The sequence below is a fragment of the Nocardia sp. IBHARD005 genome (assembly GCF_052814245.1).
The window spans coordinates 4745955-4770525 of sequence record NZ_CP199935.1; the positions used below are offsets into that span (position 1 = coordinate 4745955).

Sequence of the window (24571 nt, forward strand, 5' to 3'; positions counted from 1 at the left end):
GCGCCGTGGACCGTCGGCCTTGCAGCTCGGCAGACGATGCGGTGCCTGTCGTCTGCGACCTCGCGGATGCGGACGAAACGCGCTCGTGCCAGATTCGAGCTCTGCGTGATGTCCGGGCGGCGGTAATCGCGTGTCGCTGAGAGCGACAAGATCTTACGGACCTCAGCGGCTACCTCCGGCCACGCAGGCGAGCACGCGCGCCTGCGATGATCGTGATGATCATGACCGTCATCACCTGCAGCGCGGTGAGCGGAGGTGCAGGGGGTGGCTGAACACGGGCGGCGTACTCGACGAGGGGCGGCGGCAACGGCAGCGGCGGGATCGCTGCGGGGATCGCTGGGATCACCTCGGGCAGTCGCACAGGGATAGGCGCGACGGCCGGTGCCACCGCTGGCGGCGGAATGATCAGGGGGATACCGGGCTCCGGCACACCCGGGACCGGTAGCAACAGCATGCAGGTCAGCAAGGCGCTGCCGGTCGCGGCGCTGCCTACTGCCACACTGCCGGCACCGGCCGAGCCCGAACCGACGCTTGCGCTGGAACCGAGGCCGATCAGGCTCGAGCCCATGCCACTACCGGTGACGATGCCAGACCCCAGCGCGGCGCTGCCGACTGCCGCGCTGCCGACACAGGCGGGGAGTACAGCGTCGGGGTCGGGGAGCAACAGACCGCCAAGTGTGTTCGGGGCGGCGGTCGGAGTCGTACCAGACGCGGGATCGGACGCCATGGGATCGACGGTTGGATCGATCATCGCGCGGGCGGCCTCGATGCCGCTGGGAGTACTCGGGCCGATACCGAGAGCTTGCCCGGCCGCCGAACTCGGGTCCACCCCCGCCGAGCTGCCGGTCGGCGCCGCTGACCAGCCCGGTCCACCCGCGAGGCCGCTGCCGGTGCCGAGCCCCAGCTCCAGCCCGCTGCCTTGTCCGTCACTCGGGGCGGCCTCGGTGCCCGGAGCCGCACTGCCGCTGATGATCTGGTCGATCGTCGGCATTCCCGGGTCAGCCCCAGCGAGCGGTGCGTGGACGGCGAGCAGGCCCGAAGCCACCGTCACCGCCGCGAATCCTCGTACTGCTCTTCGTTTTCCGCCCACGATGCCTCCGAAAGCCCAGTACTGATCGCTGTTCGACCCCGTCACCGAGGAATATCGCCGCTCGACGATGTTTCCGTGGCAAGGTGCTGGAAGCGCGCGAGCGCGAGTTCGTAGGCGTCCTTGGCGACGTGGTTGCCACCGGCGAACGGCCGATCCAGTTGATAGACAGCCACAATGACCGCACCGATCACCAGACCGAACAACCCGGTCATGAGGATGCTGCGCTTGGTGACCACAACACCGGAGAAGACGGTGCCGAACAACAGCATGGCAGTGGCGAACCACAAGGCGATGTAGAGGAAACCGGGCAACCGGTAACCGGCGTCGAGGCCACGGTCGAAGCGGGCCTCGATGATCGCCGCAACGGCAGTGGCGGTCTCGTCCTGGGCCGCCTTCGCGTCCGCGGTGGCGGCAGGCACGGAATTCACCGCCTCCCGCAGATCATCCAGCGTCGCCTGCGTGGACGAGCTCAGTCGACGCTGTTCGTCCATGACCTGCCACTCCTCGTCGATCACCTGTCGGGTGTAGGCGGTCACCAGGGTGTGGATCTTCTCCCGATCCGGCTCGGGCATGCTGTTCGCGGACTCATACACGCTCACCAGGGCTTTGCCTTCCGACACCGTGTGCGCATGCGAGGTGTCGTACTGCTGCCACAGGATCACCACCACGAACGCCACGATGGCGGCGAAGAACATGTTGACCATGTCCAGCATCATCGAACCAGCACCGGAATCGTCGTCGTGCCGCCATGATTCGGGCCGCACCCGATCCCCCAGCACGAAGATCCCCACCGCGACGCCCACGAAAAGCGCCAATACCACCAGCTGCAACAGAACTCCTAGCATCCGCGACTCCGTTCCTGCCGGGGGTGGAAGCGATCACAGGGTATTCGTGGTGGTTCCGCGGATGGATTGTGGTCCAAATCCCTTCCCCGCCACCGATTTACAACCCGACCGGTCGCTTTCGGCGCCGCCGCCGTGCCAACTCCGTACCCGCTCGACGTTCGTCCCCACCTCGAGCGCTGGGCACTCCAATTACTGGCCGAAGCCAGGGCAGGGCCATACCGTCCCCGTAGACGACGTCGGCTCTGAACACTCAGCCGTGGGTTACCACCGGTGGGCGCGAGCGAGGATCGGCACCGATATCCCGATGAGGCCGCAGGCCAGAGGATCTCTCACCGTTGTCGGTGCAGTTCAGGCACTATTTCTGTGACTGGCTGTGGCCAGGTGGGCACGGAGCGCATCGGTAACGAGTTCGGGGTTCTCCAGCATCGGAATATGGCCGACTCCCGGCAGGATGACTTCTTCGAGTGTGACCGCGGTCATGTCCCTGCTGCAGTTTCGGATGATCGGACGTTGAAAGATCTCGCGAGTTGTCATTCGGTCACCGAACACGCGGGCAGCGGCAGCGAGCGGAAACTGCGCAGTGAATCCGAGGCCGATGCGGAACTCGTTGTAGGAGAACCGCTTCCATCCTCCGCTGGGGTTGATCGCAGCGAGAGATCTCGCGCGGCCGCGGCGCTCGAGTTCGAATCCGACCTGTGTTCTGCCGCCCGGAGCCGGACAGCTTGCCGACCGACGCCATGGCGTGCCCGAACTTCAACGACCCCGTCAACCTGCGCAGATCGTCGTAGTTCTCGGCGATCAGATCCAGATCGCACCGCCGGGTCAGCAGCGACCCGCATTCGGGAACCGAACACGCCGGAAAGGGGCCGCGGCCTGGCGTATTCGCTTCTCACCCCAAGACCGTATGTACCAATCCTGTTGTGGCGGTAGGGGTTGACGAGCGTGGCTAATTGGATTAGCTTTACAGCCCTTAGCTTAGCTACTAGTGCCGTGGTGACTACATCCGCTGGCGTAACCAACATGCCGGACCCGTCCGCGACTTCGCCGTCGGTTCCAAGATCCGGCACCCTGATTACCTACCCACCGTTGCTTGACGCAGCACCAGCGCTACTGGAGTTCGAGATGACCGAGTACCTGACCATCGACGGCGGACAGATCGCCTATGACGTGACCGGCACCGGCCCGCTGGTGGTGCTGTCGCACGGGATCGGCGACCACCGGCAGGTTTACCGGTTCCTGGCGCCGAAGCTGGTCGCGGCCGGATACCGGGTCGCGACGGCTGACCTGCGCGGGCACGGGGAGTCCAGCATGAACTGGACCTCGCACGACGGCAGCGGAGCCATTTCGCGCACCGATGTGGCAGGTGATCTGCTCGCCCTGATCCGCCACCTCGGCGGGCCCGCGGTCATCATCGGCCACTCCCTCTCCGGCGGTTCGGCCACCATCGCGGCCGCGCAGGCGCCCGAGTTGCTCAGCGGCATTATCGAACTCAACCCGTTCACCAGAACTCAGAAGTTCGATGTGGGTGCGGTCTTCTCCGTCTCGCGCTACCGCAAAGGCATGACGCGGCTGATGGGCACAATGATTTTCAAGAGCTTCGGGCAGTGGATGAGTTACCTGGATGTCGCTTACCCGATCAAGCCCGCCGACTTCGACCAGTACATTGCGGAGCTGTCGGCGAAACTTCACGAACCCGGCCGGTTCGCCGAATTCATGAAGACCGGTAAGTCCACCCCCGCCGACGCCGAAGCGCAGCTGCCCAAGATCAGCTGCCCGGCCATGATCATCATGGGCACCGAGGACCCCGACTTCGCGGACCCCAAGGCCGAAGGAGATGCCATCGTCGCGCTCATGCCCGCAGGTTTGGGGCGGGTCGAGCTGTCCGAGGGCTCGGGGCACTATCCGCACGCGGATTCGCCGGACCGGATTGCCGAGCTGGCGGTGGCGTTCCTGTCCGAACATGCGCGTGCCTAGGGTCGGGCTCAGCAAGGCCGACGTCGTTCGTGCGGGCGTCGAGCTCGCCGACGACGTCGGCTATAGCCGTCTGACGATGGGGCTGCTGGCCGAAAAGCTCGGTGTCCGAACACCTTCGCTGTACAAGCACGTGATCAATCTGGCCGACCTGCAACACAGTATCGCCGTGCTCGCGATCACCGAACTCGACCGTGAGATCCGCGATGCGATGCACGGGCTGACGGGAGCGCAGGCGTTGGCGGCATTCGCTCGGGCGTTCCACGGCTATGTGATCGCTCATCCCGGCCGCTACGCCGCCACCATCGGCGCCGAGTTCGCAGGCCCCGATGATCCCTTGTTCGAACCCACTGCCCGCCTGGTGGAGTTGATGGCGGAGGTGCTGCGTGGCTACGACATTCCCGAGGACCAGCTCGATCACGCGTTGCGCACCCTGCGGTGCGCGTTCCACGGGTTCGCCTCGCTGCACACCTCCGGCGGTTTCCAGTGGACCGGCGACCCGGAAGTCAGCTTCGACTGGATGATCGAATTCCTGGACCGCGGATTGCGTGCCGGCCTCCGGTGATGTCATGCAGCGCTTCCGCCGCACTCAGCTTTCAGGTACCGGCAGTCCCCGAGCTACGGATCTCAACCATCGGGGGACCGCCGTCGAGTTCAGGTTGACTGTGTAGCGGTCCACACTCACTGGATCTTGGCGGTGTTACGGCACGTTCGGACGCCGCTATCCGCGCCAGTCTCCGATGCCATCCCAGGCCACTTCCAGTAGGCGCGACCCATGGCGGACGCTGGCATGGACGGCCCGCATCAACTCCACCCCACCGGCCGCATCCAGCCAGTGACCTATCTGCACAGTCTGCGCGTCGGCTTCTCCGCTGCTGAGAAACCCGCGCTCTGCACCGATCGTGTCCAGCGCGCTCGCAATGTTGCCTGTGGTCTCGCGGCTGGTAACCATCGTGGGAAAGCCGGCTACTAGCAGTTTCCGCACGGCACCTGCGTCGCCGACCGTTTTTCGGTTCGTAATCACGAGCGTTGCGGTCGTGGATGAGTCGCTTGATCGCAGCTTCTCCATGTCGGCCACACCGGCGATTTCCCGGCGAATTGCCAGAACGGTCATCGTCGGGCCGTCGACCGGATCTCGGCTGGCGATCACGATCGTCGCGTCGGTAGGATTTCCGTCAGCCGTCTCAGCCCGGTCGGCCGCCGCGGTCTGCCTCGCTGCGTCGGCGGCCCCACTGCGCCGGCCACGCCATCGGTCGAACATCAGGCACTCCCCCTCATTGCCACTGACATCCAGCGAGCCAGCGCATTCGTGTCGAAATCGTGAAAGTGGTAGATACACCACATCTTTCCGCTGACGGGGGCGCGATGCAAGAGCAACGGGCGAGGCGCAGGCGCGTCAGCGTGGAACCTCGACGGCGACAAGTATCGCAGGCTTAGCAGCTCGCACCGGAATCGAAGACGCCCGGCCGCGCAAAATCGGCCGCCGATCCCGGCCGCAGGCTGGCATGCGGTGGTCGGACTGGGCATCATGGCGAGCGCTCAGGCTTTCACGGTGTTTCGCTGTCAGTCACCGCATCGCCCACCCCTCACCGAGAAGGTCTCGGTCAGACGACCATTGGAGGCCATCGCCGCCGCGGTTCAGTCGACGACCAGCTCCTCGATGATCTTGGCGATCCGGCGCTCCCAAGTCACCGACCGCTGCACAGACGACGGCACAGGCTCGAGGGGGTGTCCGAGACAAGATCTGCCCAGCTGACAAGCACGGCGTGTGACCGCGCCCCGGGTTGCTACCGCGGTGACGGTGTGTCGAATCCGGCTTCGGTGAAGACGGTTGCGGCTTTGTCCGAGCCGATGAACTCGACGAACGCCGCGGCGGCCGCGGAGTTGGGCGCCTTGGCCAGCGGCGCGAGCGGGTAGTCGTTGACTGCCTTGGTCGACTCGGGGAAGTCGATGCCGTCGACTTTCGCGCCAGCGGCGTGCACATCGGTGCGGTAGACCAGGGCCGCGTCTACTTCGCCCAAGGTCACCTTCGTCAACACGGCCTTCACGTCGGATTCGCGGGTGTCGGGTTGGGGGGCGATTCCGGCGACCTCGAAGACGGTTTTCGCTGCGACACCGCAGGGGACCTGTTCGGCGCACAGCGCGATCTTCGGCTCGGTCTTGCCGAAGTCGGCCAGGCCGGTGATGTGGCCGGGGTTGCCTGCGGGCACCGCGATCTCGAGGCGGTTACGTACGAACGTCACGGGTTTGGCGGTGATCTCACCGGCGTCGACGACCTGTTGCATGTTCTTCGGTGCGGCCGAGGCGAACACGTCGGCGGGCGCGCCCTGTTTGATCTGTTCGGCCAGTGCCGAGCTGGCGCCGAAGTTGTAGACCACCTTCACTCCGGGATGTGCCGCCTCGAACTGCTTGCCCAGTTCGGTGAAGGTCTCGGTCAGCGAGGCGGCGGCGAAGACGGTGACGGTCCCGGTGATCTTGTCCGCTGCTGCGGGCTCGGTCGTGGTGTCGGTTCCGCAGCCGCCGGCGGCGAGGGCCACAGCGCCGGCAAGCGCGGTGCCACGGACCATGCGAGTCATGTTCAACTTCATCAACTTTCAGCGGTGTGCGAATACAACAGGGTGAGGTCGGGCCCAAGGGTGGTCGGGCTGCGCCGGCTCCCGGCCGGGAGACGGTCGCAGATTCCGCACGGTAGGCAGTCGCTGTTTCTGGTCGGTCACATCGGATCCGTTCACTGGTTACAGTCATCTCTCCGCAGATACGGGGATCTTTGTGAGATCTGACCTGGGATACGGGAAGACAGGCTTGATCGTACTTCAGCTGCGACATTGACACCTCGGTTCCACTCGTTGGCAGGCCCTAGGCTTTGCCGGTATGTGGTTCGAGGTGGGACGGGCTATCTGGGTAGCAGGATCAACTCGGTCAGACCCGAGTCCCGAGGATCCCCCGACAGGGATGTTGCTGGTGAGCCGCTTCGGTGGATCGGCAACGCCGACGCGGCGGGGTCTGCTACAAGCAAAGTTCGTAGCCGCGGGTATTCACTCGGGAGTGTTCATCGAGCGGGTGAACGGGCGCCGCTTCCGCGTCCTCATCGGCGGCCACCCCGCGACGAATCCCGAACCCCCCACGAGAACGGAGTGACGCCATGACCGAGGACAAGCCTTTCCAGATCGAGACAACCATCGAGGCCCCACTGGACACCGTCTGGCAGGCGTTGACCGAGACGGACCGAATCCGCGACTGGTTCGGCTGGGACTACGCCGGCCTCGACGACGAGATCCGCTACATCTTCGTCGATCATGCGGAGCAGTTGCCGGGCCACCGGATCGTGCTGGACGGCGGCCAGGAGATCCAGGTTTCGGTCGACGGGCCGCGCTGCGTCGTGCGGGTGGTCCGCCCCGGTGAGCTTTCCGACGCACGATGGGCCGACATCTACGACGGGATCGAGGAAGGTTGGCGCACCTTCCTCGAGCAGCTGCGCTTCCGACTGGAGCGAGCGCCCGCTGAGAGTCGTCGGACGATCTACCTGACCGGAACGGCGGACCCAGCGGCAATTCGCGACAGTGTCCAGACATCAGGTGCCGAGGTCTGGCATTCGAGCCGCTACCAACACATCGCCATCGACACGGTCGGGCATCTGGTCGCCGTCGGGGCCCCGCAGCCACTGGACACCGACGGCACCGGTCCGACCTGCGTCACCGTGTCGGCGTACGGACTCGACGATGCCGCCTTCGCGCACCTGCGCCAGCGGTGGGCAGACCGGTGGGCCGTCCTCGCCCAGTCCGCCGAGGTCACCTCGTAGTGCACTGTGACTCGCGCGGCCCGCCGGGTCGCGGCAGATGGCGCTGACCAGGCGCCAAAGCCAGCCCTTCACCGAGGCAGGTGAGGTCGATGCGGCGTTGGAGGCGGCCCGGTTGGAGCTGGAGAACGCACCGGATTCGGTGCCGCGTGAGTGGGCATCGTATGCGATTCGCCCCGAGCGGGTCGAGTTCTGGCAAGGCGACCCGGACCGTCGGCACAAGCGCCTCCGGTACGAGGCTGCCGACGGCACGTGGCGGCGAGTGTTGTTGTGGCCCTGACTCAGTCGACGCCGAGGGTGACTTCGGTCGATTTGATGAGGACCTTCACCGGCGATCCCTCGGCCAGAGCGAGGTCGTCGACGGCGTCGCGGGTGATCGAGGAGGTGACCTCGTCACCGCCGTTGAGCCGGATACGGACGACGGCCATGGCCTCGCCGCGGGTGACAGAGATGACCGTGCCGTCGAGTTGATTTCGTGTGCTCAGTCGCATGGCCGCCAGAGTAGATCCAGTGCACCCGCAATCGGCTCAGTACACGTCGTGAACGTAGCGTTTGTCGGTGGCAAGTTTCTTGACGTAGGCGTCGGCGTCGTCTTCGGTCATCGCGCCGTGGTGGGAGACGATCTCACGCAGTGCGGCATCGACGTCCTTGGCCATCCGGGGCCGCGTCGCCACAGACGTAGAAGTGGGCGCCGTCGCGCAGCCAACTCCACGGGTGGGCGCCGTGTTCGCGCATCCGGTCCTGGACGTAGATCTTGGCTCGCTGGTCGCGGGAGAACGCGACGTCGAGGCGACGGCCACGAGTACATCGGCAGACAAGGGACCGCGTACGGAGGCTTGACCGACCTGCGCGCTCGATCCGACCGAGACCACCGCTGGGCCGACCCGAACACCTGCCGAGGCCAGCACCATTCCAGCGTGCCACTGCGCACCGCGGACCCGGGTGTCGTCGGACTTCGGAGCTCCCGCTGCTCGCATCAGCACGGCTTGGCCCAACACACGAGCGAACTCCACATGGGCGTCGCGGATCACCGCGGTGGTGCACAGCGGAGTCGGTGTCCCGGCCATGATCCGTGCCGCTTCCCCCACGGCCAGAGCCGCGGTCGTCGAGCTCACTTTCCTGCTCGAACGACCCAGTACGGGCCGGGACCGCTGGCGGCGTAGCCATCGCGTGCTGCGGCGTCGACGGCGGGTTCGGCGGTCTGAGCTTGCAGCGGCCGCGCCAAGGGCTCCTCGCGGTGTCGATCACGCGGGATAGGTGTGGATTTCGGTCGCCTTGACCGAGGCCCACAGCTGAGCCCCGCTGTGCAGCCGCAAGTCCGCGACGGTGGCTGCGGTGACCTCGGCCAAGACCGGCGGAGCACCCTCGAGCCGGACACGGGTTGTGTGCGCGTGCTGCTCGAGGCCGGTGACGGTGACCTGCCAGGTGTTTCGCGGGCTGCCGCTGGGGCGTTGGGGATACAGGCTCACCGCGGTGGGTGCGAACGACACGTGGACCGGCCCGTGCACGGGTTCGGCGATCGTGAAGGCAGCGCCGTCCCCGAGGTCGACCGTGGTACCCGCGGCCGTGCCTTGATAGAGGTTGAGTCCGACGAGGTTTGCGACGTAGTCGGTGCGTGGGCGCCGCGCGACCTCGCTCGGTACACCCTGTTGAACGATGGCGCCGTTCTCGATGATGATCAGCCGATCGGCCAGGATCATCGCGTCGAAAGGATCATGAGTGACCAGCACGGTGTGGCCGGGATAGTCACTGAGGTGATGAGCCAGGTCCGAGCGGACCTGCAACCGGGTACCGGCGTCGAGCGCGGCCAGCGGCTCGTCGAGTAACAACAAGGCCGGATCGGTCACCAAGGCACGCGCCAACGCGACTCGCTGGGCTTGACCGCCCGACAGCGCACGAGGTTTCGCGTGCACATGGCTCCCGAGGCCGACCCGTTCGAGCCAGGCAGTGGCCTTCGTCCTGGCCGTGTTGCGGTGCTGTCCGCGAGCGCGTAGCCCGAAGGCGACGTTGTCGCGGGCGCTCATGTGCGCGAACAGGAGATAGTCCTGGAACACGACCCCGACTTCGCGCCGTTCCGCGGGGATGAACCTGTCCGGCGGGGCGTCCCACACATGGTCGTCGAGGACGATCCGCCCTTCGTTCAGCGGGGTGAGCCCGGCCAGTGCCCGCAGCGCGGTGGTCTTGCCCGCGCCGTTGGGGCCCAGCAGCGCGACGACCTCGCCCGCAGCGACCTCGATGGCGATGTCGAGTTCGAAAGACGCACGCGTGATGCGGATTTCGGCATCGAGGGTCACAGCGTTCCTCGCGTCCACCGGTCCCGCAGCGCGGCGAGTACTGCCACCGACACCACCAGCAGCACGACGCTGAGCACAATCGCGTCCTCGGGGTCGGTTTCCAAGGCGAGATACACCGCCAACGGCATCGTTGTGGTCGTGCCGGGGAAGCTACCGGCGAAGGTGATCGTCGCACCGAATTCCCCGAGCGCGCGGGCCCAGCACAGTACTGCACCCGCCACGACGCCGGGCATCACCGAGGGCAACGTCACCCGGCGAAAAGTCAGCCACCGCGACGCACCGAGCGTGGCGGCAGCTTCCTCGTATCGGGGATCAGTGCCGCGCAGCGCACCTTCGACCGAGATCACCAGGAACGGCATCGCGACGAACGCCTCGGCCACGATCACCCCGGCCGTGGTGAACGGCAACGAGAACCCGAACCACTCGTAGAGGTACCGGCCGATCAACCCACGTCGGCCGAGCACCAACAGCAACGCCACCCCACCGACCACCGGCGGCAACACCAGCGGCACCGTCACCAACGCCCGAACGAACCCCAGGCCCGGCACATCACCGCGAGCGAGCAACCACGCCAACGGGATACCGAGCACCAAACACACCAGCGTCGCCGAAGTCGCGCAGATCAACGACAGGCGCAATGCCTGCCCGACCTCGGCGCTGACCAACCGTTGCGGCAACGTCTGCCATGGCGCGCGCAGCAACATCCCGACCAGCGGCAGAGTCAGGAAAACCAGACCGCACACGGCGGGCACCATGAGGATCAACGGCCGACGCCCTCGCGTTGCCCGCCGTCGTGCGAGCTGGGTCACGGGTTGCCGAATCCTGCCTCGGTGAAGACCGCCCGAGCGGCAGGGGCTTCATCGGACCCACAGACGACTGCGGCCAGAGCCACTGCCCCGACCACCGCGAACGCGCGCACTGTTCGAATCATGTTCGACCTCATCAGCCTTCCGGAATTTCGACGACGACATGAGTCGACTTGACCGAGGCCACCGCGACACTGCCGACCTCGAGACCGAGCTCATCGACAGAATCGCGACTCATCAAAGACACCAGCAGAAACGGTCCGGCCTGCATCTCGACCTGGGCCATCACGGTGTCTTTCACGATCCGGGTCACGACCCCTCGCATGCGGTTGCGCGCCGAGGATGCGACGGTGGTTCCCGGCCCCGGGGCCTCGGCATTGGTCTGCAGGAACTCCGCCAACTCGCGCCCGTCGACCCCCTTACGCCCGCTGTCGAGCTGGATCGCCGTGAGCCGGCCCTGGTCGATATACCGGCGCACCGTGTCATCACTGACACCCATCAAGGCAGCTACTTCACTGATCCGCAGATTCGACACGAGGTGCAGCATATTCGGAGCAGATACGGGACGCACTCCCTGGATCACCACCATCATGCGATTTCATCGATCCGACGGCCCACGAACGCCCGTTACCAGTGGATGCTCCAGCCACGCCTCGGCGGCGCGCGATCTCGCGACGTCGAGACGAGCGCCTCGTCCCGACGCATTTTCCCCATTTGTCCGCGCCACAGCGCGGTAACTGCGACCTGAGAAGGACTACCGCCGGGCGGTACGCGCGGTGTCGGTCAATCGACGATTGGTCACCCGTAGTTGCCGTGCGGTAGTGGTGGCCAGCGCCCGCGTCTGAGCCGAATCGAGGCGGCCACAGACGCGCCCCCAATGCACGGCGACTCGGTCCCCGACGGCCACCTCGGTCGCGAGGTGATCGTCGTCCACCTCGGCGCGCTGCAGCGCTGGACCGGACAACCGCAGCTGCGGACCGTCCAGGACCAACCGCCGGCAGCGGACGGAAGCAGCGCCGCGTTCGCGGGCCACCACGGTCCCCCAGGTGATGCGGCAGCTGTCCAGGATGCGGATCGGGTGCTCGTCGGCGCCACGGCCGAGCAGCCGGGTCCACGGATACACGCCGAAGACGTGGAATCCGTGGTTGGCGGCGGCTTCCTCGGCGAGATCGGCGTTCAGATACGACCAGTAGTGTCCGGCCATCGGCGCGATGATCGCGAGCAGTTCGGTGGTGAACGCGCCGGCGTCGAGGTCGGCGCCGATCCCGCCACCGAGCCAATAGGACTCGACGAGGCGACGGTCGAGCGGATCGGTGATGCCGGTCAGTCTCGACATAGCCCGCAGGTAGGGCCATGCTCCGGAGAACTGCCGGGCCAGCGCGCGGATCTCGGCGACCGAGCCGTTGTGCAGGGCCCCGGCGTCGGCGGGACCGCAGTAACCGAGCCGGTTGGGCGCGTAGGCGTAGCGGGCGAACATCTCGGTCCCGTCGATGATCGCGCCTCCTGTCAGCAGATCCGTGGCAGTTGTTCCCCGGCGGGCAGATCCACCACCCGGGTACCGCCCAGAGCGGTGCGAGCGACCACCATGCCGGGATGGTCCTCGACGCAGACACCGATCGCTTCGGCACGGGCACCCAGCGGATGCGCCCGCATGGCCGCGAGCACTCGGTCGGCGTCCTCAGGGGCGACGAAGGCGATCAGCTTGCCCTCGTTGGCGACATACATCGGATCGAGTCCGAGCAGCCCACACGCGTCGCGGACCGCGTCGGGCACAGGGAGCTTCCGTTCATCCAGTGCCACACCGACTTTCGCGACACCCGCGATCTCGTTGAGCGTCGCCGCGACCCCGCCGCGGGTCGGGTCACGCAGCACGTGCACATCGGCGCCGGTGGCCAGCATCGCGGCGACCAAGCCGTTGAGCGGGGCGGTGTCGCTGCAGACAGTGGTGCCGAATTCGAGGCCTTCCCGGCAGCTCATCACCGCGACGCCGTGTACCCCGATGTCACCGCTGACAAGCACGACGTCACCGGGACGGGCGCGCTGCGGGCGGATGTCGATGCCGTCGTCGATGATGCCGATGCCCGCGGTGTTGATGAAGATGCCGTCGCCGTGGCCGGAGTCGACGACCTTGGTGTCGCCGGTGACCAGCTTGACTCCTGCCGCGAGGGCGGCGGTGCCGACAGCCTCGGCGACCCGGGCGATCTCGGCGAGTGCGGTGCCTTCTTCGAGGATGAACGCCGTGGACAGCACCATCGGCCGTGCGCCCGCCATGGCCAGGTCGTTGACGGTGCCGTTGACGGCCAGGTCCCCAATCGACCCGCCAGGGAAGGCCAGAGGTTTGACGACGAAGGAGTCGGTCGAGAACGCCAACCGCACGCCGCTGAGGGTGAGCACCGCCGAATCACCCATGCCCGCTTCGGCGGCGGAGCCGAACGCGGGCAGGAACAGGTGCTCGATCAGCTCACCCGACATCGCTCCCCCGCCGCCGTGGCCCATCACGATGGTCGGTGAGTCGCGCAGCGGCATGGGGCACACCCAGCTGTCCATGTCGAGCCCGGCCGCCGCGTTGTCCTCACGCATGAGCCACCTCCGCAGGCAGGTCGAGGCGCCGGTACAGGTAGTAGGCCGCGCAGGCGCCTTCGGAGGAGACCATGGTGGCCCCCAAGGGGTTTCGCGGTGTGCACTGTTTGCCGAAAGCGGCGCATTCGTGCGGCTTGATCAGTCCCTGCAATACCTCGCCGGAGCGGCAGATCGAGGACTCGGCGGTGTGCAGATCGGTGACCGCGAACCGGTCCTCGGCGTCGTAGGCGCGGTAGCGTTCCGAGAGGCGCCAGCCGCTGTCGGGGATCACGCCGATGCCGCGCCAGGCGCGGTCGGTGACGTCGAAGACGTCGGCGAGCATCGCCTTCGCGGCCGGATTACCTCCGGCGCGGACCGCACGGGGATAGGCGTTCTCCAGTTCGTGTCTGCCGTTCTCGAGCTGGGTCACGGTGCGCTGGATACCTGCCAGGATGTCGAGGGGCTCGAAGCCGGTGACCACCATCGGCACCGCGTACTTGTCGGCCAGTGGCGGGTACTCCGCGGTGCCCATGACACTGCAGACGTGCCCGGCGGCGAGGAAACCCTGGACCCGGCACTTCGGCGATTCCATGATCGCGGCGATGGCAGGTGGAACGAGCACGTGCGAGACCAGCAGCGAGAAGTTCTCGATGCCCAGCCGTTTGGCCTGATAGACAGTCATCGCGTTGGCCGGTGCGGTGGTCTCGAAGCCGATGCCGAAGAACACCACCTGCCGATCGGGGTTCTGTCTGGCGATGGTCAGCGCGTCCAGTGGTGAGTACACCACTCGCACGTCACCGCCTTCGCTCTTGACCCGGAACAGGTCGCGTTCACTGCCCGGTACCCGGAGCATGTCGCCGAAGGAGCAGAAGATCACCCCGGGCTGTGCGGCGATCTCGAGCGCCTTGTCGATCACCTCGAGCGGGGTGACGCATACGGGGCAGCCGGGGCCGTGGATCATCTCGATCTCGTCGGGCAGCAGTTGGTCGATGCCGTGGCGGATGATCGAATGGGTCTGTCCGCCGCAGACTTCCATGATGGCCCACCGCTGGGACGTGGTCGCGCGGATCTGGTCGAGCAAGTTCTTCGCCAGTTCGGGGTTGCTGAATTCGTCGAGATACTTCATGAGGTCACCTCCGTGTCGTCGCCGGCGCCGGAGTCGGTCGCTGCCGGTTCTGCCGTGGGATCGGGGAGCCCGGATTGTTTGGCGGCGAGGGCGAACCCGTCGCCGAACTCCTCGTTGAGCACACCGAGGTGCTCGAATTCGGCCAGTGTGCGCAACGCCGATTCCTCGTCGAGGCGCTGGATGGCGAAGCCGACGTGGACCACCACGTAATCGCCGATCGCCGCGTCCGGAATGTATTCCAGGCACACGTCTTTGTGCACGCCGCCGAAGTCGACGACCGACATCATGGTGCCGTCGCGTTCATGCAGGCTGAGCACCTTTCCCGGGACTGCCAGGCACATCGCTGTTCTCCTTTCGCTCAACCCGCACCAGCGGCGAGTAGTTGCCCGAACGCCAGACCACCGTCGTTGGGCGGCAGTCGGCGATGGGTGATGACGTGGAAACCGTTGTCACGCAGCGCAGTGCGTGCTGCCGAGAGCAGCAGCGCGTTCTGGAACACCCCACCCGAGAGCGCGACGGTCGTCGGGGGCGGTGCGAAGTCCAGAGCGAGGTCGAGGACCAGCGCGGCTACCGCGTGGTGGAAGCGGGCGGCGATCACGGCGGCCGGGATGCCATGAGCGGCGTCGGTGACCACGGCGGCCACGACCGGGGCCGGGTCGATCACGGCCGGGTCGGCGGTGTGATCGAGACCGAACCGGTAGGCGCGGGAGCCGGGGTCGGCGGCGCGCGCGAGGGCCTCCAGTTCGATCGCGGCCTGGGCTTCGTAGTCGACGGTGTGGCGGACCCCGGCCAGCGAGGACACGGCGTCGAAGAGCCGACCCATGCTCGACGTCGGGGTACATCCGAAGCCGGAGCCGAATTGGTGTGCCAGCACCGCTCGTTCATCGGCGGGGCAGGCGGCGACCGAGGCGATCGTGTCCGACCAGTCCAGACGCGCGGACCACAGGTGTGCCAGCGCCATCCGGTAGGGCCGGTGCACGCTGGCGTCCCCACCCGCGAGCGGCACGTATTTCAGGTGCGCGAGCCGCCGGTAGCCCTTGTAGCCGACCGACAGGACTTCACCGCCCCAGATGGCGCCGTCGGGGCCGAATCCGGTGCCGTCGAACGCGATCCCGGTGACCGTTTCCGAGGCGCCGAGTCCGTGTTCGCCCATGACCGCGGCGATGTGCGCGTGGTGATGCTGCACGGTGTGTACCGGACGGCCTTCGGCGTGGGTGCGCGCCCAGGTGGTGGATCGGTAGCGCGGGTGCGCGTCGGCGACGAGCTGGGTGGGTTCGACCCCGGTCAGTTCCGCGAGGTGCTCGGCGGCGGAGCCGAAGGCGCGCAGGGTGGCCAGGTCGTCCATGTCGCCGATGTGCTGGCTGAGCCACGCGTAGCGGCCCTCGCCGACCGCGCAGGTGTTCTTCAGGTCCGCGCCGACAGCCAGAGTCGGTGGCACCGGGACCGGCAGGGTCAGTGGAAGGGGTGCGTAGCCGCGCGAGCGGCGCAGCGGCAGTTCGATACCGTCGACCACACGCACGACCGAATCGTCACAGGGCGTCAGGATGCGGCGGTCGTGCGACAGCCAGCCGTCAGCGAGGGCGGCCAGGCGGGTACGGGCGTCCTCGTCGTCGAAACAGATCGGCTCGCCACCGAGATTGCCGGAGGTCATCACGAGCACCCGCGGGACGGGCCGGTCGCCCGAGAGGCCGAACAGCAGCAGGTGCAGCGGTGTGTAGGCGAGCATGACACCCAGGTCGGGGTTGCGGGGCGCGACCGAAGGGGCCAGTTCGATGGTGTCGCGATCGGGCACGTCGTGCGCGTCGGCATCGGATGCCGTTCCGGCCGGGACAGTGGCCCTGCGGGCGAGCAGGACGATCGGGCGTTGTGGGCCCGTGAGCAGTACCGCAGCGGTGTCGTCGACCTCCGCGATCGTTCGCGCGGTGCCGAGGTCGGCAACCATGACGGCGAAAGGCTTGTCGCCTCGACGCTTTCGGCCCCGCAAGGTGGCCACGGCGCGCTCATTCGTGGCATCGCACGCGAGGTGGTAACCGCCGATGCCTTTGACCGCGAGAATCCCGCCCGCGCGCAACAGGTTTCGCGCCGAATCCAGTGGCCCCTCGGCGAGTGGGGCGGAAGGGCCGCGGTAGGACAGGCGGGGACCGCAGTCCGGGCAGGCGATGGGTTGGGCGTGGAAGCGGCGGTTGGTGGGGTCGGTGTATTCGGCGGCGCAGTGGGCGCACATCGGGAAGTCGGCCATCGACGTGCGGGATCGGTCGTAGGGCAGTTCGGCGATGATGGTGAACCGGGGGCCGCAGTTGGTGCAGTTGATGAAGGGGTGGCGGTAGCGGCGGTCGGTGGGATCGGCGAGTTCGGTGGCGCAGTCGGCGCAGATCGCGACATCGGGGGAGGCCAGGGTGCGGCCGCCACCGTCGCGGGTGGTGTCGGCGATGCGGAATCCGGTGCCGCCGCGCAGCGCGACGGTGCTCTGGTCGACCGATTCGACGACGGCCAGCGGCGGTGGGTGCTCGCGCAGGCGTCGCGCGAACTCGTCCAGATCGGCGGGGCCGCCTTCGATCTCGATGATCACCCCGGAGTTGTCGTTGGCCACCGACCCGGACAGGGACAGTTCGGCGGCGGTCGTGTAGACGAAGGGCCGGAAGCCGACGCCCTGCACCACCCCGCGAACCACGAGGCGGCGGCGTTGCCGGTCGGCGGTCATGACTGTTCGCCTCGTCCGAGCAGATTCAGCCCGGCCAGTGCGGTGGCGGCGCCTGCCTCGTCGGTCTTCTCGACCGCCAGACCCATGTGGATGATCACCCAGTCCCCTAGATGCACCGGATCTTCTTCCAGCAGACCGATGTTCACCTTGCGGTTCTCGCCGGAGACCGCGACCAGGGCGAGTTGCCCGTGGTATCCGTCGAGGATCTGCACGACCTGTCCGGGGATGCCGAGGCACATGGTTCACCCCTCCGATCGGTTCGACGGCGCTTCGGGCGCGTGCGAGTCGGCGACCAGCGGGGGCGGGTCGGCGACCGGCTCGCGCGGATCGGTAACCAATCGCGCGAGAACCGCTACCACCGCCTCGACGGCAGGATCGACCGCGGCACCTACCGGGTCCGACAGGCCGATGCCCTCGTCCACCGAGTTCACCTGGCAGCCGACGACGACGGTCGGCGGCAGGGTTCCGCCCAGTGCGCGAACGCTCGCGAACACGGCGTCGGGGTTCATGGCGTGCGCGTCGAGCTGCGCCGCGGCCGTTGAATCGGGTTCGGCGTGGAAGACCGCGAGGGTGCCGGGCGCGCCACGGTCGGGGATGGCGTCGACGAGCACCAGCGCATCCCACGGATCGAGCAGGTCGTAGGCCAGGTGCATGCCACGGATGCCGTAGTCGACCACGCGCACGGTCTCGCCGTGCGGCGGTAGTCGCCGCACCACTTCGGGCCCGAAACCGTCGTCGCCGAGGAAGATGTTGCCGATCCCCGCCACGAGCACCCGCGCCGTCACATCCGGCGCATCTTCAGGTAGCGCTGGACATCCGGTATCGAACGCACGCCGAGCACCGCGGCGGCTGCTGCCACCACGGCGGCGAACGCCACCGCGATCATTCCTATCGTGGCCATGATTGACCTCTTCTCTCATTCTCGTTGGCTGTCGAGTGGTTCGATCTCCTCCGGGGCGAAATACAGGTACCGGCCGTACCATTCGTGCAGGTCGGCGGCGGGGTCGTCCTCGATGACCACACCGACGTGGGATTGCCCGTCGACATCGGCGTGCACCGAGACGACCTTGGCGGTGCGCCCGTCGTAGAACAGGTCGTGGGCATCGGCGCGCCGAGACGGATGCAAGCGCACCCTTGTACCGTTGCGGACCCGAACCGCGCCGATCATGATCGCGTCGGTATCGGGTCGAACAGCGTTGTCGGCCAACGGATCCCACCAGTCGACACCGTCGGGCACCTCAGGGATCAGCGCGGCCTGCTCGGCGTGGGGATCGCGCAGGACACCGTGCAGCTGCTGTAGTGCCTGCGGTGTCATAGCGTCGCAGCGGTCGATGATCTGCGCCGCCCGCTCGTCGGTCGCGCGGGCCTGGGCCTTCTCCTGGTCGGTCATGGTCATCACACGCAGGGTGAGGATCTCGTCGATCTCGGTGGAGTCGAACAGCGGTCCCTCGCTCTGCTCGGCGATCTCGGGGTGGTCGTAGAGGATGATGGGCGAGATCAACACGATGCTGTGGTCCCCGGGTGGCCCGGCCAGCACCGGGAAACACCGGTGCTGGGAGCATCGGGCCACGGCCGCTTCGGCGTCGGGTGGCGGTTCGAGCAGGGAAATGTACTGGCCGCCTTCGGTTTCGGCGATGACGTGGGCGCCGATCAGGGAGCGGGCGATGGCGTCGTGCTGGTCGGTCGCGGGGATGCCGGTATTGCGGAGGGTGAGGCTCAGGCGCACAAAGCGTTCGTCACGTTCCACGGTCAGCTGGACTTCCGCGTCGAGGTGCGCGCGGTGCCGGACCAGTCGTCCGGCCGGTGCACCATCGGGGCCGGGGATCGCCTCGTGGTCGGTGCCGGCCGGAATCGCCAGCCGCGCGGTCGAATCGGTCAGCGGCAGCGGACCGATCACCTGTTCGCACTCGACCGCCTCGTCCCAGCTGATCCACGATCGGCCGTCGGCGACGAGCTCGGCGACCGGCGTGCCCCCGGCGTCCTCGACCCTGCGGCGCTGCAACTGCAGGAACCGTACGGTCAGCGTGACCGAGGCGGGCTCGCCCGCGTCGAGCAGACATTGCGCCGACAGTTCCGGGTCCTCGCCGAGCCCGGCCGCGGCCGCCCCGGCGGGGCCGAGGACACCGAACTGCCAGCGCGACTGATTCTTTCGCGAGTTCGCCCGGTACGGGTACAGCAGGTAGCCCTCGTAGAGCACCGCGTCGGCGACCGCGCGTGCTTTGGCCTGTGACCTGGTCAGTTCGATGCTCATGGGCTGTCCTCGGCGGTGTCGAGCAGGCGAACTACCGCGTCGTCGAAGCCGAGCAGCCCGTGGCTGGATTTGTACGCGGCGAGCGCGTCGAGGGTCTCGCGCCGCAACCGCACCCAGCCCGAGTTCGGGAAGTTCGTGGCCATCAGGTCGTCCCAGACCGAGACCGGCATCTCGAACTTGTCCTCACGGTCCCAGGGAATCTGCTGCACCGCGAAACCCGTGGCGCCCCGGAAGAAGACAGTGCCGCTGAACAGGAAGATCAGCGGCACTGTCCCCTCGCGCAGGGCGTGCAGGTATTTGGTGCCGCTCACCTCGAAGTCGTAGGTGCACGGCATCGGCAGGTCCACCTGAGCACCGCCGTGGAAGCCGGGAACCATGGTGGTGCAGTGCATCCAGAGGAAGGAGCGCTGGGTGTCGCGCCAGCGTTCACGGGGGCCGAACAGGTCGACCAGGCCCGCGCTCTCCTCGTCGGTGTAGCCGCGGCGGTGCGGTTCGATCCGCACCTGGGCGCGCAGGGCGATGGCGTGCACCGGTTCCTCACCGAGCGCCGCGATGCCGATCCGGGCCGACAGCGTCGGTGTCGCGGTATAGGGCTCCGGCGCGATGCCGAGCACCGCGAAGGTCGTCGAGTAGGCCGGGCACATCACGCACCACCCGGTCGCGCACGCGCCGATACCGTGACGAAGAACTCGTCGAGATACCGGTGCACATCCTGACCACCGTCGAATCCGCGCCACAGCATCCGCATCCGGCCGACGAATTCGTAGCAGGCGTCGATGGGCAGCAGCAGGCAGGCCGCCTCGGCGGTGCCCCGCTCGGGGACCCGGATCAGCAATGCCTCCACGTCGGGGACCGCGACAGCGATCTCGGGGTGCCGGTCGAGCACCGTGCGCCACTGGTCGAGGGGCAGTTCGGATTCGGTGGCGCCCGCCGGTCCCGGATAGAACGCGACGGTGCGGCCCAGTGCCGAGTTGTCGAAGAAGAACGCCAGGCCCACCGGGATCTCGAGCGCGTCCCATTCGCCGTGGCTGATGGTGAAGTCCGGGAAGCGCAGGTAGCGGTCGGGCACCGCGCGGTACCGCAGGACCGCGTTCTGGTCGGTGAACAGCAGGTAGCAGCCCCGGCACACGCACAACAGTTGGCGGCCTTCGACATTCACCACATGCTGATGCTCGGCGGCGATGGTTTCGGCGCACATCTCACACCGCTCGCCCGCCGGGACGGCGGGTTTGCGGTCGAGGGTGAGGCGCCGCAGCACCCCCAGCGCAGTACTCACCCGGCCACCGCCACGGGTACGGCCACCGAGAGCTCCCCGGCGCGCACCAGCACCGGCAGTGGTTCCAGATGCCCTTCGCCGTCGACTCTGGCACCGGCATGGACGGCGTCGTAGTGCGCCCGGCAGGTCGGGCAGCGCAGCACGGCGTCACCGACCGGGAAACCCATCCGGCGATGCAGTGCCGCTCCGGCGAGTGAGTGGTCGCAGGCGGGGCAGTGATCGCGGTAGACGAACAGATCATCACCCACCCGGCAGGCGAGGACGGTCTGTCCACCGACAACGAAGCCGCCCACCTCGCCCGCACCGAGATCCCCCAGTTCCGGGACCGCTATCCAGCTCCCGTGTGCCTCGACCGGGTGGGTGTCGACGTGCACCCGGGCGAACAATGAATCGGCGGAGATCAAGGCATCGGTCGATTCCGGTTGCGCGGCAGCCACTTCGATCGACTCGATCTCCGGCGCGGCGGCGCGCACCGCGTCCTCCACCGCCAGTTCCAGCGTCACCGAGGATGAGGGGCAGGTGCGGCAGCTGCCCGACAGTTCGAGCCGCACGACGCCGTCGGCCACGCCGAGCAGTTCCACGTCACCACCGTGGGACCCCAGGTAGGGGCGCACGCTGTCGAGAGCCGCGCGGACCCGGGTGTGCACGTCGTGCGGATGCAGTCCGTGCACCAGCAGCAGACTCGCCACCAGATCGTCGGCGGCGAGCCGCTCGCGGACGCCACCATCGACCAGTTCCAGGACGCGTGCCAACCCGGCACCGTAGAGGTCGGCGACCTCGCGCACCAGCTGCTCGGCGCGCTCGCGAGCGACGGCACCACCCGCCGAACTCGCGTCCAGCAGGGTCTCGATCCGGTCGCCTGCGCCGCGCCACCGGTCTGGATCGAACGCCGCCTCGTCGTGCTCCCCCGGACGATCCGGCATCACCGTTACTCCCCGGTGAGTGTCTGGGTCGGCGAGTGGAGTTTCTCCAGCGTCTTGCCGTCGCCGAGGTACATGTGCACTCCGCATGGCAGGCAGGGATCGAAGCTGCGCACGGTGCGCATGATGTCGATGCCCTTGAAGTGCTCGCGGTCGTTCTCCTCGAAGATCGGCTGGCCCTGCACCGCGTCCTCGTACGGTCCCGGCGTGCCGAAACTGTCGCGGGGACTGGCATTCCACGGCGTCGGCGGATACGGGTGGTAGTTGGCGATCTTGCCGTCCCTGATCACCATGTGATGGGACAGGACCCCGCGCACCGCCTCGGTGAACCCGCAGCCGATGCCCTCGTCCGGTACCTCGAAGTGCTCCCACGTCTTGGTCCGGCCCGCCCTGATCTCCACGAGCGCCTGCTCCGCGAAGTGCAGCGCACTGGCCGCGGCGTAGGCCTGGAAGTAGGTGCGGGCGCGGTTGCGTTCGATGGTGTTGCTGCCGAACGCGGGGATCTGCCATTCGAAGCTGACCGGGCCCTTCAAGGCGGTCTTGGGCAGGTTGATCTGCACACTGTGCCCGGTCGACTTCACGTAGCCGATGTCGACGAGCCCGGCCAGCGCCGTCGACCACAGCCGGGCCAGCGGCCCGCCGCCGGTGTCGAGTGCCAGACAGTCGGTGCCGTCGAACCAGCGCGGCGACATCACCCAGCTGTACTTGTCGTCCAGGTCGCGCTTCTGCGGCTTGGGACTGGTGTGCTGGTTCCAGGGATGACGCCGGTCGACCGGATTGCCGAGCGGGTCGGTCTTCACGAACATCTCCTGGTCGGTCCAGTCGTCGTAATACGAACTGCCCAACAGGATTCGGATGCCGAGATTGATGTCGACCAGCGAAGTGGTCACCAGTTTCCCGTCGACGATCACGCCGGGGGTGACGAACATCCGCCGGCCCCACTCCTCCATGTCCTTGTACTCGAAATTGCACACCTCCGGGTCCTGGAACGAGCCCCAGCAACCCAGCAGGGTGCGCCGCAAGCCGACCTGTTCGTACCCCGGCAGCGCCTCGTAGAAGAAGTCGAAGAGGTCGTCGTGCATCGGCACGACCTTCTTCATGAATTCGACGTAGCGCATCAGGCGCGTCATGTAGTCGGTCATCAGCTGGATCGTCGCGACGGTTCCCACGCCGCCGGGATACAGCGTCGACGGGTGCACATGCCTGCCCTCCATCAGGCAGAACATCTCACGGGTGTAGCGGCTGACCTGTAGCGCTTCCCGGTAGAACTCGCCGGTGAACGGATTGAGCGCGCGCATGATGTCGGCGATGGTGCGATAGCCGTGCGCGTCCGAATGCGGCGCGAGCGTGTTCTCGGCCTGCGCCAAGACGCCGGGATTGGTCTCGGCGACCATCTTCTCGCAGAAATCCACGCCGACCAGATTCTCCTGGAAGATGTTGTGGTCGAACATGTATTCCGCGGCCTCACCGAGATTGACGATCCATTCGCCCAGGTGCGGCGGTTTCACCCCGTAGGCCATGTTCTGGGTGTAGCACGAACAGGTGGCGTGATTGTCGCCGCAGATGCCGCAGATGCGGCTGGTGATGAAATGCGCGTCACGAGGATCCTTGCCCCGCATGAAAATCGAGTAACCGCGGAAGATGGACGAGGTGCTGTGACACTCGACCACTTCACGATTTTCGAAATCGATCTTGGTATAGATTCCCAGGCTGCCGACAATGCGGGTGATCGGGTCCCAGGCCATTTCGACGAGGCTGTCGGGATCGATCCGCTTGTGTGACGGCTCGGGGATGATGGCAGTCATTCCAATAGCCTCCTACCAGGTGCGGGTGGCGCCGGATTCCAGTTTCTCGCCTTTGTGCCGCCAACGCGGCTCCTTGTCCACCGTGCGTCCGGTGATGTGGCGCAGGCTGCGGATCACCGACCCGTACAGCCCTGATGCCGTCGAGGAGATCTTGCCGCCGGGCGGCTCGTCCATGAACGGCATGAATTTGTCCGGGAATCCCGGCATGGTGCAGCCGATGCAGATGCCGCCCACGTTCGGGCAGCCACCGACGCCGTTGATCCAGCCCCGCTTGGGGACGTTGCATTTGACCACCGGGCCCCAACATCCCAGTTTCACAATGCATTTCGGCGATCCGTACTCGTCGGCGAAGTCACCTTCCTCGTAGTAGCCTGCCCGATCACAGCCTTCGTGGACGGTGGCACCGAACAACCATCTGGGGCGCAGCGCCTCGTCGAGGGGAATCATCGGGGCCTGTCCGGTGGCCATGTAGAGCAGGTAGGTCAGCGTTTCGGACATGTTGTCCGGATGGGCCGGGCAACCGGGCACGCACACGATCGGGATTCCGGCCTTGGATTTCCAGTCCCAGCCGAGGTAGTCCGGCACACCCATCGCGCCGGTGGGGTTGCCCGCCATCGCGTGAATGCCGCCGTAGGTGGCACAGGTGCCCACCGCGACCACCGCGGTGGCCTTCGGCGCCAGCCGATCGAGCCACTCGCTGGTTGTCATCGGCTGGCCGGTGGCGGGATCGTTACCGAAGCCGCACCAATAGCCCTCCTCGTGGAGCTGTTCGTTCGGGATGGAGCCTTCCACCACGAGCACGAACGGTTCGAGTTCACCACGGTCGGCTTTGAAGAACCATTCGAGGAAATCGTCGGCGCCACCGGCGGGACCGCATTCGAAATCGATCAACGGCCAGTGCACCGCGATCTGCGGGAGCCCGGGAAGCGCGCCGAGCGCGATCTCCTCGATACTGGGCTGAGTCGCGGCGGTCAGCGCCACCGAATCACCGTCACAACTGAGACCGGCGTTGATCCACAGCACGTGAATCAGGGCCTGTTCTGCTTTGATTGCTTCCTGGGTAGGCATGGGCTGTGCCACTTTCTGAAGCAGGGAATCGCGGGCTCGCGGGAACCTGCGACGTGATCCTGA

General features: G+C 67.0%; 28 protein-coding genes and 2 pseudogenes. 4 read left to right on the forward strand and 26 right to left on the reverse strand.

Annotated elements, in window-relative coordinates:
• Positions 1–169: 169 nt before the first annotated feature.
• From ACTWPB_RS22360 to ACTWPB_RS22370, 3 genes are all read right to left on the reverse strand, one after another.
• Positions 170–1051: a hypothetical protein gene (locus tag ACTWPB_RS22360; protein WP_446222528.1), complete on the reverse strand. Its 882-nt coding sequence runs from the start codon at positions 1049–1051 to the stop codon at positions 170–172.
• Positions 1052–1131: 80 nt separating this feature from the next.
• The gene (locus ACTWPB_RS22365; protein WP_446222529.1) at positions 1132–1935 is read right to left on the reverse strand and encodes a bestrophin-like domain; all 804 of its coding nucleotides are present in this window, start codon (positions 1933–1935) and stop codon (positions 1132–1134) included.
• Between the two features lie 348 nt (positions 1936–2283).
• Positions 2284–2415: an alpha/beta fold hydrolase gene (locus ACTWPB_RS22370; protein ID WP_446222530.1), complete on the reverse strand. Its 132-nt coding sequence runs from the start codon at positions 2413–2415 to the stop codon at positions 2284–2286.
• Positions 2416–3057: 642 nt separating this feature from the next.
• Between ACTWPB_RS22370 and ACTWPB_RS22375 the strand changes: the two genes are divergently transcribed.
• Positions 3058–3909, forward strand: a complete 852-nt coding sequence (locus tag ACTWPB_RS22375) for an alpha/beta fold hydrolase (protein ID WP_446222531.1) — start codon at positions 3058–3060, stop codon at positions 3907–3909.
• Complete coding sequence (locus ACTWPB_RS22380) at positions 3896–4471, forward strand: TetR/AcrR family transcriptional regulator (protein ID WP_446222532.1); 576 nt, start codon at positions 3896–3898, stop codon at positions 4469–4471. Before ACTWPB_RS22375 ends, ACTWPB_RS22380 begins: the two co-directional genes overlap by 14 nt.
• A 156-nt stretch (positions 4472–4627) precedes the next feature.
• Here the strand turns inward: ACTWPB_RS22380 and ACTWPB_RS22385 are convergent, their stop codons facing one another.
• Both ACTWPB_RS22385 and modA read right to left on the reverse strand, forming a co-directional pair.
• A complete protein-coding gene (locus tag ACTWPB_RS22385; protein WP_446222533.1) occupies positions 4628–5167 on the reverse strand; it encodes a hypothetical protein in 540 nt (179 codons plus the stop codon).
• Positions 5168–5693: 526 nt separating this feature from the next.
• Complete coding sequence (gene modA / locus ACTWPB_RS22390; protein WP_446222534.1) at positions 5694–6482, reverse strand: molybdate ABC transporter substrate-binding protein; 789 nt, start codon at positions 6480–6482, stop codon at positions 5694–5696.
• 566 nt (positions 6483–7048) lie between these two features.
• Here modA and ACTWPB_RS22395 point away from each other — a divergent pair.
• Both ACTWPB_RS22395 and ACTWPB_RS22400 read left to right on the forward strand, forming a co-directional pair.
• Positions 7049–7705 (forward strand): SRPBCC family protein, encoded by a 657-nt coding sequence (locus ACTWPB_RS22395; protein ID WP_446222535.1) that lies wholly within the window; start codon positions 7049–7051, stop codon positions 7703–7705.
• A 37-nt stretch (positions 7706–7742) separates the two neighbouring features.
• Positions 7743–7982 carry a pyridoxine 5'-phosphate oxidase C-terminal domain-containing protein gene (locus ACTWPB_RS22400; protein ID WP_446222536.1) on the forward strand — a complete coding sequence of 80 codons (240 nt, stop codon included), beginning with the start codon at positions 7743–7745 and terminating at the stop codon, positions 7980–7982.
• 1 nt (position 7983) lies between these two features.
• Here the strand turns inward: ACTWPB_RS22400 and ACTWPB_RS22405 are convergent, their stop codons facing one another.
• The 21 genes and pseudogenes from ACTWPB_RS22405 to ACTWPB_RS22505 all read right to left on the reverse strand — a co-directional run bounded on the left by ACTWPB_RS22405 (position 7984) and on the right by ACTWPB_RS22505 (position 24508).
• Positions 7984–8193, reverse strand: coding sequence for a TOBE domain-containing protein (locus tag ACTWPB_RS22405; RefSeq protein WP_446222537.1), 210 nt, complete (start codon positions 8191–8193; stop codon positions 7984–7986).
• Between the two features lie 36 nt (positions 8194–8229).
• Positions 8230–8491 (reverse strand): annotated as a pseudogene (locus ACTWPB_RS22410) (hypothetical protein); the annotation flags it as partial.
• 83 nt (positions 8492–8574) lie between these two features.
• Positions 8575–8817, reverse strand: a pseudogene (locus tag ACTWPB_RS22415) (molybdopterin-binding protein); the annotation flags it as partial.
• A 129-nt stretch (positions 8818–8946) separates the two neighbouring features.
• Positions 8947–9996: an ABC transporter ATP-binding protein gene (locus ACTWPB_RS22420; RefSeq protein WP_446222538.1), complete on the reverse strand. Its 1050-nt coding sequence runs from the start codon at positions 9994–9996 to the stop codon at positions 8947–8949.
• On the reverse strand, positions 9993–10805 hold the full coding sequence (modB, locus tag ACTWPB_RS22425) for a molybdate ABC transporter permease subunit (protein ID WP_446222539.1): 813 nt from the start codon (positions 10803–10805) through the stop codon (positions 9993–9995). The genes ACTWPB_RS22420 and modB overlap by 4 nt, the downstream gene beginning before the upstream one ends.
• Positions 10802–10927, reverse strand: coding sequence for a hypothetical protein (locus ACTWPB_RS22430; protein WP_446222540.1), 126 nt, complete (start codon positions 10925–10927; stop codon positions 10802–10804). The genes modB and ACTWPB_RS22430 overlap by 4 nt, the downstream gene beginning before the upstream one ends.
• 11 nt (positions 10928–10938) lie before the next feature.
• Positions 10939–11337: a TOBE domain-containing protein gene (locus ACTWPB_RS22435; protein WP_446222541.1), complete on the reverse strand. Its 399-nt coding sequence runs from the start codon at positions 11335–11337 to the stop codon at positions 10939–10941.
• Between the two features lie 219 nt (positions 11338–11556).
• A complete protein-coding gene (locus ACTWPB_RS22440) occupies positions 11557–12279 on the reverse strand; it encodes a DUF6390 family protein (RefSeq protein ID WP_446222542.1) in 723 nt (240 codons plus the stop codon).
• 29 nt (positions 12280–12308) lie between these two features.
• Positions 12309–13382: a hydrogenase expression/formation protein HypE gene (hypE, locus tag ACTWPB_RS22445; protein ID WP_446222543.1), complete on the reverse strand. Its 1074-nt coding sequence runs from the start codon at positions 13380–13382 to the stop codon at positions 12309–12311.
• Positions 13375–14487, reverse strand: a complete 1113-nt coding sequence (gene hypD / locus ACTWPB_RS22450) for a hydrogenase formation protein HypD (RefSeq protein WP_446222544.1) — start codon at positions 14485–14487, stop codon at positions 13375–13377. The genes hypE and hypD overlap by 8 nt, the downstream gene beginning before the upstream one ends.
• Complete coding sequence (locus ACTWPB_RS22455) at positions 14484–14828, reverse strand: HypC/HybG/HupF family hydrogenase formation chaperone (RefSeq protein WP_063002942.1); 345 nt, start codon at positions 14826–14828, stop codon at positions 14484–14486. The genes hypD and ACTWPB_RS22455 overlap by 4 nt, the downstream gene beginning before the upstream one ends.
• Before the next feature lie 17 nt (positions 14829–14845).
• Positions 14846–17188: a carbamoyltransferase HypF gene (gene hypF / locus ACTWPB_RS22460; RefSeq protein WP_446222545.1), complete on the reverse strand. Its 2343-nt coding sequence runs from the start codon at positions 17186–17188 to the stop codon at positions 14846–14848.
• A complete protein-coding gene (locus ACTWPB_RS22465; RefSeq protein ID WP_446222546.1) occupies positions 17185–17427 on the reverse strand; it encodes a HypC/HybG/HupF family hydrogenase formation chaperone in 243 nt (80 codons plus the stop codon). The genes hypF and ACTWPB_RS22465 overlap by 4 nt, the downstream gene beginning before the upstream one ends.
• 3 nt (positions 17428–17430) lie before the next feature.
• Positions 17431–17973, reverse strand: coding sequence for a hydrogenase maturation protease (locus ACTWPB_RS22470; protein WP_446222547.1), 543 nt, complete (start codon positions 17971–17973; stop codon positions 17431–17433).
• Positions 17970–18089: a DUF6893 family small protein gene (locus ACTWPB_RS22475; protein ID WP_446222548.1), complete on the reverse strand. Its 120-nt coding sequence runs from the start codon at positions 18087–18089 to the stop codon at positions 17970–17972. Before ACTWPB_RS22475 ends, ACTWPB_RS22470 begins: the two co-directional genes overlap by 4 nt.
• A 15-nt stretch (positions 18090–18104) precedes the next feature.
• Positions 18105–19427 carry a hypothetical protein gene (locus tag ACTWPB_RS22480; protein WP_446226442.1) on the reverse strand — a complete coding sequence of 441 codons (1323 nt, stop codon included), beginning with the start codon at positions 19425–19427 and terminating at the stop codon, positions 18105–18107.
• A gap of 8 nt (positions 19428–19435) precedes the next feature.
• A complete protein-coding gene (locus ACTWPB_RS22485; protein WP_446222549.1) occupies positions 19436–20083 on the reverse strand; it encodes a DUF6084 family protein in 648 nt (215 codons plus the stop codon).
• A complete protein-coding gene (locus ACTWPB_RS22490) occupies positions 20083–20715 on the reverse strand; it encodes a DUF5947 family protein (RefSeq protein ID WP_446222550.1) in 633 nt (210 codons plus the stop codon). Before ACTWPB_RS22490 ends, ACTWPB_RS22485 begins: the two co-directional genes overlap by 1 nt.
• On the reverse strand, positions 20712–21638 hold the full coding sequence (locus ACTWPB_RS22495; protein WP_446222551.1) for a NifU family protein: 927 nt from the start codon (positions 21636–21638) through the stop codon (positions 20712–20714). The genes ACTWPB_RS22490 and ACTWPB_RS22495 overlap by 4 nt, the downstream gene beginning before the upstream one ends.
• Before the next feature lie 5 nt (positions 21639–21643).
• The gene (locus ACTWPB_RS22500) at positions 21644–23440 is read right to left on the reverse strand and encodes a nickel-dependent hydrogenase large subunit (protein ID WP_446222552.1); all 1797 of its coding nucleotides are present in this window, start codon (positions 23438–23440) and stop codon (positions 21644–21646) included.
• Positions 23441–23452: 12 nt separating this feature from the next.
• Positions 23453–24508 (reverse strand): NADH-quinone oxidoreductase subunit B family protein, encoded by a 1056-nt coding sequence (locus tag ACTWPB_RS22505; protein ID WP_446222553.1) that lies wholly within the window; start codon positions 24506–24508, stop codon positions 23453–23455.
• Positions 24509–24571 lie beyond the last annotated feature (63 nt).

Coding starts and splice junctions, on each gene's coding strand:
- ACTWPB_RS22465 (WP_446222546.1), bottom strand. CDS start 17,427: ATGTGCCTCGGCATCCCCGGACAGGTCGTGCAGATCCTCGACGGATAC.
- ACTWPB_RS22405 (WP_446222537.1), bottom strand. CDS start 8,193: ATGCGACTGAGCACACGAAATCAACTCGACGGCACGGTCATCTCTGTC.
- hypE (WP_446222543.1), bottom strand. CDS start 13,382: ATGCGTGAGGACAACGCGGCGGCCGGGCTCGACATGGACAGCTGGGTG.
- ACTWPB_RS22430 (WP_446222540.1), bottom strand. CDS start 10,927: ATGATTCGAACAGTGCGCGCGTTCGCGGTGGTCGGGGCAGTGGCTCTG.
- ACTWPB_RS22370 (WP_446222530.1), bottom strand. CDS start 2,415: ATGACCGCGGTCACACTCGAAGAAGTCATCCTGCCGGGAGTCGGCCAT.
- ACTWPB_RS22500 (WP_446222552.1), bottom strand. CDS start 23,440: ATGACTGCCATCATCCCCGAGCCGTCACACAAGCGGATCGATCCCGAC.
- hypF (WP_446222545.1), bottom strand. CDS start 17,188: ATGACCGCCGACCGGCAACGCCGCCGCCTCGTGGTTCGCGGGGTGGTG.
- ACTWPB_RS22375 (WP_446222531.1), top strand. CDS start 3,058: ATGACCGAGTACCTGACCATCGACGGCGGACAGATCGCCTATGACGTG.
- ACTWPB_RS22455 (WP_063002942.1), bottom strand. CDS start 14,828: ATGTGCCTGGCAGTCCCGGGAAAGGTGCTCAGCCTGCATGAACGCGAC.
- ACTWPB_RS22395 (WP_446222535.1), top strand. CDS start 7,049: ATGACCGAGGACAAGCCTTTCCAGATCGAGACAACCATCGAGGCCCCA.
- ACTWPB_RS22485 (WP_446222549.1), bottom strand. CDS start 20,083: ATGTGCCCGGCCTACTCGACGACCTTCGCGGTGCTCGGCATCGCGCCG.
- ACTWPB_RS22440 (WP_446222542.1), bottom strand. CDS start 12,279: ATGTTCGCCCGCTACGCCTACGCGCCCAACCGGCTCGGTTACTGCGGT.
- modA (WP_446222534.1), bottom strand. CDS start 6,482: ATGACTCGCATGGTCCGTGGCACCGCGCTTGCCGGCGCTGTGGCCCTC.
- ACTWPB_RS22385 (WP_446222533.1), bottom strand. CDS start 5,167: ATGTTCGACCGATGGCGTGGCCGGCGCAGTGGGGCCGCCGACGCAGCG.
- ACTWPB_RS22400 (WP_446222536.1), top strand. CDS start 7,743: ATGGCGCTGACCAGGCGCCAAAGCCAGCCCTTCACCGAGGCAGGTGAG.
- ACTWPB_RS22505 (WP_446222553.1), bottom strand. CDS start 24,508: ATGCCTACCCAGGAAGCAATCAAAGCAGAACAGGCCCTGATTCACGTG.
- ACTWPB_RS22380 (WP_446222532.1), top strand. CDS start 3,896: ATGCGCGTGCCTAGGGTCGGGCTCAGCAAGGCCGACGTCGTTCGTGCG.
- ACTWPB_RS22365 (WP_446222529.1), bottom strand. CDS start 1,935: ATGCTAGGAGTTCTGTTGCAGCTGGTGGTATTGGCGCTTTTCGTGGGC.
- ACTWPB_RS22475 (WP_446222548.1), bottom strand. CDS start 18,089: ATGGCCACGATAGGAATGATCGCGGTGGCGTTCGCCGCCGTGGTGGCA.
- ACTWPB_RS22495 (WP_446222551.1), bottom strand. CDS start 21,638: ATGCCGGATCGTCCGGGGGAGCACGACGAGGCGGCGTTCGATCCAGAC.
- hypD (WP_446222544.1), bottom strand. CDS start 14,487: ATGAAGTATCTCGACGAATTCAGCAACCCCGAACTGGCGAAGAACTTG.